Annotated in this window: 12 protein-coding genes; 2 read left to right on the top strand and 10 right to left on the bottom strand. The window is 69.6% G+C overall.

Going from position 1 to position 13,787, the window contains the following annotated elements:
* The 5 genes from trpD to ctaE form a co-directional block, all read right to left on the bottom strand.
* Positions 1-1,038 (bottom strand): anthranilate phosphoribosyltransferase (gene trpD / locus E4099_RS18745; RefSeq protein WP_135340250.1); only part of this gene is annotated, 1,038 nt, incomplete at its 3' end.
* Positions 1,039-1,230: 192 nt separating this feature from the next.
* On the bottom strand, positions 1,231-2,865 hold the full coding sequence (gene qcrB, locus E4099_RS18740; protein ID WP_135340249.1) for a cytochrome bc1 complex cytochrome b subunit: 1,635 nt from the start codon (positions 2,863-2,865) through the stop codon (positions 1,231-1,233).
* Positions 2,862-3,920, bottom strand: coding sequence for a cytochrome bc1 complex Rieske iron-sulfur subunit (gene qcrA / locus E4099_RS18735; protein ID WP_135340248.1), 1,059 nt, complete (start codon positions 3,918-3,920; stop codon positions 2,862-2,864). Before qcrA ends, qcrB begins: the two co-directional genes overlap by 4 nt.
* Entirely contained in the window at positions 3,917-4,729 is an 813-nt protein-coding gene (gene qcrC, locus E4099_RS18730; protein WP_135340247.1) for a cytochrome bc1 complex diheme cytochrome c subunit, read from the bottom strand. The genes qcrA and qcrC overlap by 4 nt, the downstream gene beginning before the upstream one ends.
* A 67-nt stretch (positions 4,730-4,796) precedes the next feature.
* On the bottom strand, positions 4,797-5,417 hold the full coding sequence (gene ctaE, locus E4099_RS18725; RefSeq protein WP_135340246.1) for an aa3-type cytochrome oxidase subunit III: 621 nt from the start codon (positions 5,415-5,417) through the stop codon (positions 4,797-4,799).
* A 214-nt stretch (positions 5,418-5,631) separates the two neighbouring features.
* Between ctaE and E4099_RS18720 the strand changes: the two genes are divergently transcribed.
* Positions 5,632-6,036, top strand: a complete 405-nt coding sequence (locus tag E4099_RS18720; protein ID WP_135340245.1) for a DNA-binding transcriptional response regulator — start codon at positions 5,632-5,634, stop codon at positions 6,034-6,036.
* Positions 6,037-6,170: 134 nt separating this feature from the next.
* Here E4099_RS18720 and E4099_RS18715 read toward each other — a convergent pair whose 3' ends face one another.
* The 4 genes from E4099_RS18715 to ctaC all read right to left on the bottom strand — a co-directional run bounded on the left by E4099_RS18715 (position 6,171) and on the right by ctaC (position 10,677).
* Positions 6,171-7,406: a L,D-transpeptidase gene (locus E4099_RS18715; protein ID WP_135340244.1), complete on the bottom strand. Its 1,236-nt coding sequence runs from the start codon at positions 7,404-7,406 to the stop codon at positions 6,171-6,173.
* Between the two features lie 168 nt (positions 7,407-7,574).
* Positions 7,575-7,973, bottom strand: a complete 399-nt coding sequence (locus E4099_RS18710; protein WP_135340243.1) for a cytochrome c oxidase subunit 4 — start codon at positions 7,971-7,973, stop codon at positions 7,575-7,577.
* The gene (gene ctaD, locus E4099_RS18705) at positions 7,970-9,709 is read right to left on the bottom strand and encodes an aa3-type cytochrome oxidase subunit I (protein WP_135340242.1); all 1,740 of its coding nucleotides are present in this window, start codon (positions 9,707-9,709) and stop codon (positions 7,970-7,972) included. The genes E4099_RS18710 and ctaD overlap by 4 nt, the downstream gene beginning before the upstream one ends.
* Positions 9,706-10,677, bottom strand: a complete 972-nt coding sequence (gene ctaC / locus E4099_RS18700) for an aa3-type cytochrome oxidase subunit II (protein WP_135340241.1) — start codon at positions 10,675-10,677, stop codon at positions 9,706-9,708. Before ctaC ends, ctaD begins: the two co-directional genes overlap by 4 nt.
* Before the next feature lie 295 nt (positions 10,678-10,972).
* On the opposite strand from ctaC, the gene E4099_RS18695 reads away from it, so the two are divergent.
* Positions 10,973-12,382 carry a cysteine desulfurase/sulfurtransferase TusA family protein gene (locus tag E4099_RS18695; RefSeq protein ID WP_135340240.1) on the top strand — a complete coding sequence of 470 codons (1,410 nt, stop codon included), beginning with the start codon at positions 10,973-10,975 and terminating at the stop codon, positions 12,380-12,382.
* Positions 12,383-12,509: 127 nt separating this feature from the next.
* Here the strand turns inward: E4099_RS18695 and E4099_RS18690 are convergent, their stop codons facing one another.
* Positions 12,510-13,484 carry a carbohydrate kinase family protein gene (locus E4099_RS18690; RefSeq protein WP_135340239.1) on the bottom strand — a complete coding sequence of 325 codons (975 nt, stop codon included), beginning with the start codon at positions 13,482-13,484 and terminating at the stop codon, positions 12,510-12,512.
* Between the last annotated feature and the right edge of the window lie 303 nt (positions 13,485-13,787).

Below are 13,787 nucleotides of genomic sequence, written 5' to 3'. Positions count from 1 at the left end.
CTCCAGAACCCCCCGCGCCGCCCCCGAGTCGATCGACTCCGCCGCCTTCGCCATGCCCCCCGCGATCTGCTCGGCCAGCGAGCCCGAGCCGGGCTCCAGGGCGACCAGCGCCGCCGCCGAGTTCAGCAGCACCGCGTCCCGTACCGGCCCGGTCTCACCGGCCAGCAGACGCCGCGCCACATCCGCGTTGTACGAGGCGTCGGCGCCGCGCAGCGCCTCCACCGGCACCAGGTCGATGCCGACCTCGCGCGGGTCGAAGGACTCCCGGCGCACCGTGCCGTCCCGCACCACCCACACCTGGGAGGGCGCGGTGACGGTCAGTTCGTCCAGCCCGTCGTCGCCCCGGAAGACCAGTGCCGAGGTGCCGCGGTCGGCGAGCACCCCGGCGATGATGGGCGCCATCCGGGCGTCCGCGACACCGGTCGCCTGGGCACCCACCCGCGCCGGGTTGGTCAGCGGGCCCAGGATGTTGAAGGTGGTGGGGATGCCCAGTTCCCGCCGGGCGGGCGCGACATGCCGCAGCGAGGGGTGGAAGGCCACCGCGAAGCAGAAGGTGATGCCCGCCTCCTCGGCCACCTCGGCCACCCGCCGGGGCGAGAGCTGCAGGTTCACCCCGAGCTTCTCCAGCACGTCCGAGGAGCCGCTGGCTGAGGAGGAGGCGCGGTTGCCGTGCTTGACCACCCGCACCCCGGTGCCGGCCACCACCAGGCTCGACATGGTGGAGATGTTGACCGTCCTGGCCTGGTCGCCGCCGGTGCCGACGATGTCCACGGCCGGCCCCGGCACCCGGATCAGGTTGGCGTGCCCGTACATCGCGCGGACCAGGCCGGAGACCTCGTCGACGGTCTCCCCCTTGGCCCGCAGCGCCACCGCGAAGCCGGCGATCTGCGCGTCGGTGGCCTCGCCGCGCATGATCCGGTCCATCGCCCAGGCGGTGTCGTCGGCGCTCAGGTCCTCGCCGCGCATCAGCGCGTTCAGTACCCCCGGCCAGGTGCGGGCCGCCTGGTTGTCGCCTCCGACTGGGGTCACAACGTCCATGGTCCGCTCCTGGATCCGCGGGTGGGCAGGGAAGAGGCCGGATACCACCGGCGGAGCCAGCCTAGCGGCGCGGCCCGGTCGGCCGCCGCGCTGCCCACGGGCCGGACTCCGGGAACGGCGGAGGGCCCCGGTCCACCCCCGAGGGGGCGGGCCGGGGCCCTCCGCTGTGGCGTCAGCTGGGTGAGCGCTGGATCAGTGGTGGCCGTGGCCGCTGGTGATCTCCTCGTACTCCTCGGCAGTCGCCTTCGGAATGTAGGCGCCCTCTCCGTAGTAGCTCTTGGAGAGCCGGGCACGGAGCTTCTGGGAGCGCTTGATCTTGCGGCGCACGCCGTTCTCGTCGACCTCGGGGCCGATCTCGAGCGGCTGCGGCTGCTCGTGCGCGGTCAGCTTGTGCAGCTGGTCCTGCGGGAGCGGCTCGTGCACCTCGATGAACTCACCGTGCGGCAGGCGCTTGATGATGCCGGTCTCCCGACCGTGCAGCACCTTGTCGCGGTCGCGCCGCTGCAGGCCCAGGCAGATCCGCCGGGTCACGATGAAGGCGATCACCGGACCGACGAAGAACCCGATCCGCACGAACCACGTGATCGCGTTGATCGACAGGTGGAAGTGGGTGGCCCACAGGTCGTTGCCACCACCGATCAGGGTGATCAGGTACACCGTCACCCAGGCGACACCGAAGGCGGTACGCGTCGGGGCGTTCCGCGGCCGGTCCAGGAGGTGGTGCTCACGCTTGTCGCCGGTGACCCAGGACTCGATGAACGGGTAGAAGCCGATGGCGCACAGCACGAGCGGGAAGAGCACGATCGGGATGAACACGCCCAGGACCAGGGTGTGGCCCCACAGGTTGATCTCCCAGCCCGGCATCACACGCACCAGACCCTCGGCGAAGCCCAGGTACCAGTCGGGCTGGGCGCCGGTGGACACCTGGTCCGGCCGGTACGGGCCGATGGCCCAGATCGGGTTGATGGTGGCGATCGCGGAGATGAACGCGATGACACCGAAGACCAGGAAGAAGAAACCGCCCGCCTTGGCGACGTAGACCGGCAGCAGCGGCATGCCGACGACGTTCTTCTCGGTCCGGCCGGGACCGGGGAACTGGGTGTGCTTGTGGTAGAAGACCAGGATCAGGTGCGCCACCACCAGGCCGAGCATGATGCCCGGCAGCAGCAGGATGTGGATCGAGTAGAGCCTGGGGATGATGTCCGTCCCCGGGAACTCGCCGCCGAACAGGAACATCGACAGGTACGTGCCGATCACCGGGATCGACAGCAGCACACCCTGCATGAAGCGGATACCGGTACCGGAGAGCAGGTCGTCCGGCAGCGAGTAACCGGTGAAGCCGGTGAACACGCCGAGGACGAACAGCAGGAATCCGAAGAGCCAGTTGATCTCACGCGGCTTGCGGAACGCGCCGGTGAAGAAGACGCGCATCATGTGGACCATCATGCCGCCGATGAAGATCAGCGCGGCCCAGTGGTGAATCTGCCGGACCAGCAGACCACCGCGGACCTCGAAGCTGATGTCCAGGGTGGACGCGAAGGCCTCCGACATCCGCACGCCCTGCATGGGGACGTACGGACCCTCGTAGGTGATCTCCGCCATGCTGGGGTGGAAGAACAGCGTCAGATACACACCCGTGAGGATGATGATGATGAAGCTGTAGAGGCAGACCTCGCCCAGCATGAAGGACCAGTGGTCCGGGAAGACCTTGCGGAGGTTCTTCTTGGCGGCACCGTAGATGCCGAGCCGACCGTCCATCCAGTCGGCGACGCGCTCGCCCGCCGGGGCCTTGCCCCTGCGCTGCGTGTCGTTGGTCGTGGTGCTCATCCGCGCTCCCAAAAGGCCGGGCCGACGGGCTCCGCGAAGTCACCCTTGGCTTCGAGGTAGCCCTGGGCGTTCACGCTGATCTCCAGCTGCGGCAGGGCGTGACCGGCCGGGCCGAAGATCACACGGCCGCCGTCGGCGAGGTCGAACGTCGACTGGTGGCACGGGCAGAGCACGTGGTGGGTCTGCTGCTCGTACAGGCTGATCGGGCAGCCGACGTGGGTGCAGATCTTGGAGTACGCCACGATGCCGTGGTGCGACCAGTCGAGGGAGCGCTTGTCCTTGATGTCCTCCGGCTTGATCCGGACGATCATCAGGGCGGCCTTGGCGATCTGGTTCTGGAAGTCGTGGTCGTGCTCGCTCATGCCCTCGGGCATGGCGAAGGTCAGCGAACCGACCGGGATGTCCTCGGGACGCAGCGGCTGCATGGTGTTCTGGTTCATCAGCCGCTTGCCCTTGGCCCACTTGGTGTGCCGGAGCTTGTCCTCCGGCATCGGGCCGAGGTCGCGCAGGAGCACGATGCCGGAGAGCGGCACCAGGGCCAGCGCGCCGAACAGCGTGTTGCGGGCGAGCTTGCGACGACCGAAGGAGGAGTCCGCGACGCCGTCCTGCCAGTCCTTGAAGACCTGGGCGCGGGCCTCGGGGGTGGCCTCGATCGGGTGACGCTCTTGGACGATCTCGTGGTCGGACATCAGGGTGCGCGCCCAGTGGACCGCGCCCGCGCCGATGCTGAACAGCGCCACCGCCAGGCACAGGCCCAGCGCGAAGTTGAGCGCGCTGACGTGGCCGAGCGGGAAGACGTAGATGATCTTGTCGACCGAGAGGGCCGCGAAGGAGGCGATGAAGCCCACCGTCGCGAGCATCGACACGGTGAAGAGCGTCGCGACGACGCGCTCGGAGTGGCGAGCGGCCTTGTCGTCGATGTCCTGGATGCGCAGCTCGTGCGGCGGCACGCCCGGGTCGGCGAACGGGTCCGCCGGGACCGCTACCTCGCCGCTGTCCTTGGCGCCCTGCTCTGCCGGCAGGTTTTCTTCTTCTGGAATGTCTTGGGTACTCATGACTTCTTGGCCTTTGCGGTCCGGGCGGCGACCCAGATGGTGACGACGATCAGGGCGCCGAGGCCGAAGATCCAACCGAACAGGCCCTCGGTGACCGGGCCGAGCCCGCCCAGCTCCATGCCGCCAGGCGTGCTGGTCTTGTCGCTGTTGTTGACCTCGCCGAGGTAAGCGATGATGTCCTGCTTCTCCTTCGTCGGCATGGTCGTGTCCGGGAAGGAGGGCATGTTCTGCGGGCCGGTCTGCATGGCCTCGTAGATCTGCTTCGGATCCACGTCGTCGAGCGGCGGCGCGTACTTGCCGTTGCTCAGGGCGCCACCCTTACCGGTGAAGTTGTGGCACTGCGCACAGTTCGTACGGAAGAGCTCGCCACCCTTGGCGATGTCCGCGCCCTCGGGGTTGTACTGCTCCTTGGTGGGCGTCACCGGGCCCGGACCGAGCGAGGCGATGTACGCGGACAGCTTCTCGATGTCGGCGTCCGAGTAGATCCGCTTCTTCTTGGGGACCTGCGCGCCGGGCTGCTGGGCCGGCATCCGGCCGGTACTGACCTGGAAGTCCACGGCGGCGGAGCCGACGCCGACCAGGCTGGGACCGTCGGTGCTGCCCTGGCCGCCGGTGCCGTGGCAGGTTGCGCACCCGACGGCGTAGAGCTTCTTGCCCTCCTCGATGGTCAGGGACTGGGCGCTGTCATCAGCCTTCGCCTTGTCCGCGGGCGCGAACGCGGCGTACAGCCCCCCAGTGACCGCCAGCGCGAAGAGTAGGACGACGACCGCCGCCAGCGGATGGCGTCGTCGTGCGGAGAGCTTTTTCACGGATTACCCCGGTGTCAGGATCTTCTGCGTCGATGCTTAAGGACGTTGCTCCGGTTGTGGAACCGGATTACTTGATCATGTAGATCGTGGCGAAGAGGCCGATCCAGACGACATCGACGAAGTGCCAGTAGTAGGACACGACGATGGCCGCGGTCGCCTGTTCGTGGGTGAACCTCTTCGCCGCGTACGTCCTGCCCAGGACCAGCAGGAAGGCGATGAGTCCGCCCGTCACGTGCAGTCCGTGGAAGCCGGTGGTCAGGTAGAACGCCGAGCCGTACGGGTCGGAGGAGAGGGAGAGACCCTCGTGCTTGACCAACTCGGTGTACTCGAAGACCTGGCCACCGATGAAGATCGCACCCATGATGAAGGTGATCACGAACCACATGCGGAGCTTCTTCACGTCGCCGCGCTCAGCGGCGAAGACGCCCAGCTGGCAGGTGAGGGAGGAGAGCACAAGGATCGTGGTGTTGGTCGCCGAGAACGGGAAGTTCAGGGCATCTGCCATGTCCTTCCAGTGCGCGGAACCAGTCACCGATCGGAGGGTGAAGTACATCGCGAAGAGGGCCGCGAAGAACATCAGCTCGGAACTCAGCCAAATGATGGTTCCGACGCTGGTGAGGTTCGGTCGGTTGACCGACGGGTGCGCGTGCCCGGTATCTACTGCTGTTGCTGTCGCCACGACCGACATTATGTCGGTCGCTTATCCAGCCCTCACTCCGGGGGGTGCCGTTCGGTGTGTCAGCGGCCTGTGCGCTGCCCGAACGGCCCAGCGCCGCACCGTTCGCACCGGTGCCCGCGGGGGGCGAACGGAGTAGCATCCCAGCCCAGGTTCGGTGGGGACGCCCCGCACGACACGGGGTGGGCCCGACCGCTGCTGTGCCGTCTACGAGCGTGGAGGAACCATGCAGCCGACCGCCACGGTGCTGGTCTACAGCGACGATGCCACCGTCCGCGAGCAGGTCAGGCTGGCCGCCGGGCGGCGACCCGCGGCCGATGTCCCGCCGGTGGAATTCCTGGAATGCGCCACCCTTCCGGCCGTGCTGACGGCCCTTGAGCAGGGCGGCGTCGACGTCTGCGTGCTGGACGGCGAGGCGGTGCCCGCGGGCGGCATGGGGGTGTGCCGGCAGATCAAGGACGAGGTCTTCCGCTGCCCGCCGGTGCTGCTGCTCATCGCCCGTCCGCAGGACGCCTGGCTGGCCACCTGGAGCCGGGCGGAGGCCGCCGTCACCCTTCCGGTGGATCCCGTGGAGTTCGCGGAGGCGCTGGCCCGACTGCTGCGCAGGCGGCTGGAGCTGGGCGCGGCCTGAGCCCCGGGCCCGGGCGCGGCCCGCACACCGCCGGCGGCGCCCGCGGCCGCGCCGGGTACGGAACCGAACCCCTGGCCCGGGTACGGCCCGTACGCCCGCGGGCGGTGCGTACGGCCGCGCCCGGGCCCGGGGGTTCACACCCGGGGCCGCAGCCGGGCCGTGTCGGCCGGCTTGCTGCCCAGCGCCTGGGCGCCGGTCAGGGCACTGCCCTTGGTCCAGTCGGCCCAGGACACGTTCCAGTCCCCGAAGCCGTTGTCGAACGGGGTCATGGTGTTGCCGCCGCTGTTCACCACCCTGACCACGTCGCCCACCCGCACCTGGCCGAAGAGCCAGCGGGCGTTCTCGGTGCTCATCCCGACGCAGCCGTGGCTGACGTTGACGGCGCCCTGGGCGCCCTCCGACCAGGGCGCGGCGTGCAGGTACTCCCCGCTCCAGGTGACCCGGGCGGCCCAGTGCACCGGCAGGTCGAAGAAGTCGGGGGCGCCGATGCTGGCGCTGGTCATGCGTACGGTGGGTTCCTTGGACAGGATGACCTTGACCCCGTTGCGGGTGTCGGAGCCCGGCCGACCGGCGGTGACCGGGATGGTGCGGAGCAGCTCGCCGTTGCGATACACCGACATCTGGTGCGCGGAGGCGTCGGTGACGGCCTCGACCCGGTCGCCGGTGTACAGCCGCACCGGCTTGGCGGGGCCGCCGTACAGCCCCTGGCCGACCTTGACGCCGTCCAGGGTGGAGCGGACGTCGATGGCGGCGTGCGTGGGCCAGAAGGCGCGCGGCCGGTAGTGCAGGGTCCGGTCGTCCACCCAGTGCCACATGCCCTCGACCGCGGGCTGCGAGCTGACCTTGAGTGAGCGCTCCACCAGGGCCCGGGCCGCGGGGTCCTTGACCGGGGCGCTCAGCGAGGCGGTGATCGGCTGGCCGACGCCGTAGGTGCCGCCCGCCGGGCCGAAGGTGACCCGCAGCCGGCGGTCGGCCGAGGTGGTGTCGAACTCGACGGCCCGGCGGCCGGGCTTGCCTGCGGCGTTCTCGGTGCTCACCCGGAGCGTGTAGTGCGTTCCTGCGGCCAGCGGGGTGGTGCTGTGCCATTTCCTGCCATCGGCGCTCAGTTCGCCGCGTACGTACCGTCCTGCGGCGTCCGTGGCCGTCACGTCGGTGATGCGGCTGCGTCCCTTGGCGGTCACCCGGAGCGGCTTGTCCGGGTTGGCCCGATGGTTGTCTCCGATGCCCTCGAAGGCGAGCTGCCCTCCGGCGTCGTACGGCTTGTCGGCGAGGGGGTCGGACTGCCCGGTGCAGGCCGCCAGGCCCACCGCGAGCGGCGCCAGGAGCAAGGCGGAGACCGGGACGACCCGATGACGAGATCTGTGGCTCATAACCACAAATTAGGAAGAAACACCGGCAGCGGCGCGCCGAAAGACTGCAAACGAGCGGCCCCCGAACGGCCCAGTGCCGCCCCGGGGGCCGGGAAAACGCCAGGGCCCGGACACCTGAGGAGGTGTCCGGGCCCTGGTCACGGGCGGCGCGGGGAGCGCCCCCGGGGATTACTGGTTGGCGTTCTCGCCTCGGTAGTACTCGAACACCCAGCCGAAGATGCCGACCAGGATGATCGGGGCGGAGAAGTACATCAGCCACCAGCCGAAGACGATGCCCAGGAAGGCCAGGGCGCCGCCGAAGGCCAGGGAGAGCGGCTGCCAGCTGTGCGGGCTGAAGAATCCCAGCTCACCAGCGTCGTCCGCGACATCCGCGTTCTTGTTGTCCTGCGCCCCGGTGTCCACCCGGCGAGCCGTGAAGGCCAGGTAGTAGCCGACCATGATGCACAGGCCGAACGAGAGGGCCAGCGCGGTGGTGCCCGCCGGCTCCCTCGACCAGAGGCCGTACACGGCGGTCATGACGAGCAGGAAGACGGAGAGCCAGATGAACAACCGGCCTTGGAACTTCACTTGCCGGCCTCCTTGTTGCCCGCGAGGGCCTTGTCGGACTCGAGCGAGCCCTGGTTCTCCAGCTGGTCCAGCGCCGCGATCTCCGGGTGGTGCAGGTCGAACGCCGGGGATTCGGAGCGGATGCGCGGCAGGGTGAGGAAGTTGTGCCGCGGCGGCGGGCAGGAGGTGGCCCACTCCAGCGAACGGCCGTAGCCCCACGGGTCGTCGACCTCGACCTTCTTGCCGTACTTGGCCGTCTTCCACACGTTGTAGAAGAACGGCAGCATCGACAGGCCCAGCAGGAAGGAGCTGATGGTGGAGATGGTGTTCAGCGTGGTGAAGCCGTCCGCGGCCAGGTAGTCCGCGTACCGGCGCGGCATGCCCTCGGCGCCCAGCCAGTGCTGCACCAGGAAGGTGCCGTGGAAGCCGAAGAACAGCGTCCAGAAGGTGATCTTGCCGAGCCGCTCGTCCAGCATCTTGCCGGTGAACTTCGGCCACCAGAAGTGGAAACCGGCGAACATCGCGAACACCACGGTGCCGAAGATCACGTAGTGGAAGTGGGCCACCACGAAGTACGAGTCGGAGACGTGGAAGTCCAGCGGCGGGGAGGCCAGGATGACACCGGTCAGACCACCGAAGGTGAAGGTGACCAGGAAGCCCAGCACCCACAGCATCGGCGTCTCGAAGCTCAGCGAGCCCTTCCACATGGTGCCGATCCAGTTGAAGAACTTCACACCGGTCGGTACCGCGATCAGGAAGGTCATGAAGGAGAAGAACGGCAGCAGCACACCGCCGGTCACGTACATGTGGTGCGCCCACACGGTCACCGACAGGCCCGCGATACCGATGGTCGCGGCGATCAGGCTGCCGTAACCGAACATCGGCTTGCGCGCGAAGACCGGGATGATCTCGGAGACGATGCCGAAGAACGGCAGCGCGATGATGTACACCTCGGGGTGGCCGAAGAACCAGAACAGGTGCTGCCAGAGCAGCGCACCGCCGTTGGCCGGGTCGAAGATGTGCGCACCGAACTTGCGGTCCGCCTCCAGGGCGAGCAGCGCGGCGGCCAGCGGGGGGAAGGCCAGCAGCACCAGCACACCGGTGAGCAGGACGTTCCAGGTGAAGATCGGCATCCGGAACATCGTCATGCCCGGGGCGCGCATGCAGATGATGGTGGTGATGAAGTTGACCGAGCCGAGGATGGTACCGAAGCCGGAGAGGGCCAGACCCATGATCCACATGTCACCGCCGATGCCCGGCGAGTGGACCGCGTCGGTCAGCGGGGAGTAGGCGAACCAGCCGAAGTCGGCCGCACCCTGCGGGGTCAGGAAGCCGCCCATCGCGATGAGCGAGCCGAACAGGTAGAGCCAGTAGGCGAACATGTTCAGCCGCGGGAAGGCGACGTCGGGCGCGCCGATCTGCAGCGGCATGATCCAGTTCGCGAAGCCCGCGAACAGCGGCGTCGCGAACATCAGCAGCATGAGCGTGCCGTGCATCGTGAACGCCTGGTTGAACTGCTCGTTCGACATGAACTGCGTGCCGGGGCGAGCGAGCTCGGCGCGCATGAAGAGCGCCATCACGCCACCGAGGCAGAAGAACACGAACGAGGTGACCAGATAGAGCGTGCCGATGGTCTTGTGGTCGGTGGTCGTCAACCACTTGACCACGACGTTGCCCGGCTTCTTGGTGCGGACGGGCACCTCGTCCTCATACGAGGCGGCCGCGTCGGCACCCTGAGGTTCGTTGAGGATGCTCACTTCTGCTTCGTCTCCGAGTTCTTGGCATGCTCAGTCTGCTCGATGCCCGACGGCATGTAGCCCGTCTGGCCCTTGTCCTTGAGCTCCTTCAGGTGCGCCCGGTAGCGCTCGGGGGAGACGACCTGCACGTTGAAGAGCATCCGGGAGTGGTCGACACCGCAGAGCTCGGCGCACTTGCCCATGAAGATGCCCTCCTTGCTGGGGGTCACCTGGAAGTGGTTGGTGTGCCCCGGGATGGCGTCCAGCTTCATCAGGAACGGCACCACCCAGAAGGAGTGGTTGACGTCGCGGGAAGTCAGGATGAACTCGACGGTCTCGCCCTTGGGCAGCCAGAGGGTCGGACCCGGGTTCTTGGTCACCGGGTTCCGGTCGCCCGGGACACCGGCCTCCCACACGCCCTCCGCGCCCTTGGGCACGGTGTCGAGCATGCGGTCCGGGATGTTCGCGATGTTCGGGATCTTGTTGTAGGGCTTCCCCGGCGTGGACGGGTTGCCGTCCACGTTCTCCATGTAGTTGAAGCCCCAGCTCCACTGGTAGCCCACCACGTTGATGACGTGGTCGGGCTTCTTGTCGACCTTGGTGAGCTCGTTCTCGTCACGCGCGGTGAAGTAGAAGAGCACCGAGACGATGATGATGGGGACCACGGTGTACAGCGCCTCGATGGGCATGTTGTACCGGGTCTGGGGCGGAACCTCCACCTTGGTCCTGCCACGCCGGTGGAAGATGACGCTCCAGATGATCAGGCCCCACACCAGGATGCCCACCGCGAAAGCGGCGGCCCAGGAGCCCTGCCAAAGGGAGAGGATCCGCGGCGCCTCGTCCGTGACGGGCGTTGGCATTCCGAGGCGGGGGAAGTCCTTCGATGTGCAACCGGTGGCGGTCGCCAGGACCATGCCCGCGGCCAGCGCCTGCAGCAGCTTCCGCCGCACCGGGCGCCGCGACGAGCGGTCGGAGCCGTTGGGACTCACGTAGCGCCTTCCCGAGAGTCTCGCCCGCCTTCGGCCGGCTGCGGCCGTCTCGCTGGTCGGTCGCCGGCCCAGTACGGGCAGGGGTTTGGATGTTTATGCGGACCAAACCCTACTGGACGCCAATTAGGGCCGCGCGGGGAGGGTGCCCAACGCGCCGGGTCACTCCCCGAAGGGGTGGAACAGCCGCCTCCGCCAGCGGTTCCACCCTCGTGGGGCCCTGCCCTGACGGGCCGTCGCCGGGCCCTTCGCGGGCGCCGCCGGGGAGCGGGGCCGAGGACCGGATAGCGTGCCGTACGTGCCCTACTTCGACACCGCTTCCTCGGCCCCGCTGCACCCGGTCGCCCGCCAGGCCCTGCTGGCCGCACTCGACGAGGGCTGGGCGGATCCGGCCCGGCTCTACCGCGAGGGCCGGCGGGCCCGACTGCTGCTGGACGCCGCCCGGGAAGCCGCCGCGGCGGCCGTCGGCTGCCGCCCCGACGAACTGGTCTTCACCGGTTCGGGTACCCGGGCGCTGCACGACGGCATCGCGGGGGCGCTGGCCGGCCGGCGCCGGGTCGGCCGGCACCTGGTCGTCTCGGCGGTCGAGCACTCCGCGGTGCTGCACGCCGCCGAGGTGCACCGGGCCGGCGGCGGCACCGTCACCGAGGTGCCGGTGGACCGCACCGGCGCGGTGGCACCGGGCGCGTACGCGGCGGCGCTGGCGGACGCCCCCGAGCCCACCGCGCTGGCCTGCCTGCAGTCCGCCAACCACGAGGTGGGCACCGAGCAGCCGGTGGCCGAGGTCGCCGAGGAGTGCCGGGCGGCCGGGGTACCGCTGCTGGTGGACGCGGCCCAGTCGCTGGGCTGGGGTCCGGTGCCGGGCGGCTGGTCGCTGCTGACCGCCAGCGCCCACAAGTGGGGCGGCCCCGCCGGGGTGGGGCTGCTCGCGGTGCGCAAGGGGGTGCGGTACGCCCCGCAGGGCCCGAGGGACGAGCGGGAGTCCGGACGGGCGCCGGGCTTCGAGAACCTGCCGGCGATCGTGGCCGCCGCCGCCTCGCTCCAGGTGGTACGGCAGGAGGCGGCGGCCGAGGCGGCGCGGCTGCGGGAGCTGGTGGACCGGATCCGGACCCGGGTGCCGCGGCTGGTGCCCGAGGTCGAGGTGGTGGGCGACCCGGTGCGGCGGCTGCCGCATCTGGTCACCTTCTCCTGTCTCTATGTCGACGGGGAGACATTGCTGCACGAGCTGGACCGGGCCGGCTTCTCGGTCTCCTCCGGTTCCTCCTGCACCTCCAGCACCCTGGAGCCCAGCCATGTGCTGCGCGCGATGGGCGTGCTCTCGGAGGGCAACGTCCGCGTCTCGCTGCCGACCGGTACCGACCCGTCGGACGTGGAGCGGTTCCTGGAGCTGCTGCCGGGCCTGGTGCGGTCGGTACGGGAGCGGTTCGGCGCCCCGGCCGCGGCCGCGCCCGGCACACCCGCTCCCGCCGCTGCCGCCCCCGCCGCGGAGCGGGTGGTGGACTCGCTCGGCAAGCGGTGCCCGATCCCGGTGATCGAACTGGCCAAGGTGATCGGCGAGGTGCCGACCGGTGGCGTGGTGACGGTGCTCTCCGACGACGAGGCGGCCCGGCTGGACATTCCGGCCTGGTGCGAGATGCGCGGCCACGAGTACCTGGGCGAGCGACCGGCCGAACGCGGCACGGCCTACCGGGTGGCCCGCCGCGCCTGAACCGCCGGCCGGCGGCACCTCGCGGGTGGCGGGCTTCAGGCAAGGGGCCCGTACCCCGGGAGCGGGGGTGAGCCGTCCGCGGCCGGCGGGGGTTGCCCGCTCGGCCGGCCGTGGACGGCTGCCCGTCTCAGACCAGGTGGGTGCTGACCTCGACGGCGGCATCCTCGCCGTACGCCTTGGTGAAGCGCTCCATGAAGTGGCCGCGGCGCAGCTCGTACTCCTGGGTGCCCAGAGTCTCGATCACCAGGGTGGCCAGCATGCAGCCGACCTGCGCCGCACGCTCCAGGCCCAGGCCCCAGGAGACGCCGGCCAGGAAGCCCGCGCGGAAGGCGTCGCCCACACCGGTCGGGTCGACCTTGGCCTCCTCCTCGGGGCAGCCGACCTCGATCACCGGCTCGCCGACCCGCTCGATGCGCGCGCCGCGGGCGCCCAGGGTGGTGACCCGGGTGCCGACCTTGCCGAGGATCTCCTCCTCGCTCCAGCCGGTCTTGGTCTCGACCAGCGCCTTCTCGTACTCGTTGGTGAACAGGTACGCGGCGCCCTCGACCAGGCGGCGGATGTCCTCCCCGCCCATCCGGGCCAGCTGCTGGGAGGGGTCGGCGGCGAAGGGGATGCCCCGGGTCCGGCACTCCTCGGTGTGCCGGACCATGGCCTCCGGGTCGTCCGCGCTGATCAGCACCAGGTCCAGCCCGCCCACGCGGTCGGCGACCGGCTGCAGCTCGATCTGCCGGGCCTCGCTCATCGCGCCGGTGTAGAAGGACGCGATCTGGTTGTGGTCGGTGTCGGTGGTGCACACGAAGCGCGCGGTGTGCTGGACCTCGGAGATCCGCACCGAGGCGGTGTCCACGCCGTGCCGGTCCAGCCAGGCGCGGTACTCGGCGAAGTCCGAGCCGGCCGCGCCGACCAGGATCGGGCGCAGCCCGAGCACGCCCATGCCGAAGCAGATGTTGGGGCCGACGCCGCCGCGGCGCACGTCGAGCGTGTCGACCAGGAAGGAGAGGGAGACCGTGTGCAACTGGTCGGCGACCAGCTGATCGGTGAAGCGACCGGGGAAGGTCATCAGGTGGTCGGTGGCGATGGAGCCGGTGACTGCGATACGCACGGCTGATCTGCTCCTGCGAGGCTTTGAAGGAAAGCTGACTCTTCACGCTACCGGGTCCGCCACCCCGTATCGATCAGAGGAAACTACCTGATAGTAGGTCTTTTTTCGTTGCCTGCTCGATGCATACGGTGCCTTTTGTCGGGGCACGCACCGTGTGTGCCCCTAGGATCGGGAGCCGCCATGCCCCAGCACGCCACCCCCACCCGTCCGGCCCGCGACGCGCGCGGGGCCACCCGGACGGAGGCCGCCGAGCCCGAGTCGCTGGCCCAGCTGCGCGGCGACTGCGCCCGGATGGCCCCGCAC

This window comes from Streptomyces palmae (assembly GCF_004684805.1).
GTDB lineage: Bacteria > Actinomycetota > Actinomycetes > Streptomycetales > Streptomycetaceae > Streptomyces > Streptomyces palmae.
The sequence above is the reverse complement of the archived record's forward strand: the minus strand, read 5'-3'. Positions and strand labels throughout refer to the sequence as shown.

Excerpts from the sequence above, each read along its gene's own strand:
- qcrB (WP_135340249.1), bottom strand. The coding sequence starts at position 2,865 with ATGAGCACCACGACCAACGACACGCAGCGCAGGGGCAAGGCCCCGGCG.
- qcrA (WP_135340248.1), bottom strand. The coding sequence starts at position 3,920 with ATGAGTACCCAAGACATTCCAGAAGAAGAAAACCTGCCGGCAGAGCAG.
- ctaE (WP_135340246.1), bottom strand. The coding sequence starts at position 5,417 with ATGTCGGTCGTGGCGACAGCAACAGCAGTAGATACCGGGCACGCGCAC.
- E4099_RS18720 (WP_135340245.1), top strand. The coding sequence starts at position 5,632 with ATGCAGCCGACCGCCACGGTGCTGGTCTACAGCGACGATGCCACCGTC.
- E4099_RS18715 (WP_135340244.1), bottom strand. The coding sequence starts at position 7,406 with ATGAGCCACAGATCTCGTCATCGGGTCGTCCCGGTCTCCGCCTTGCTC.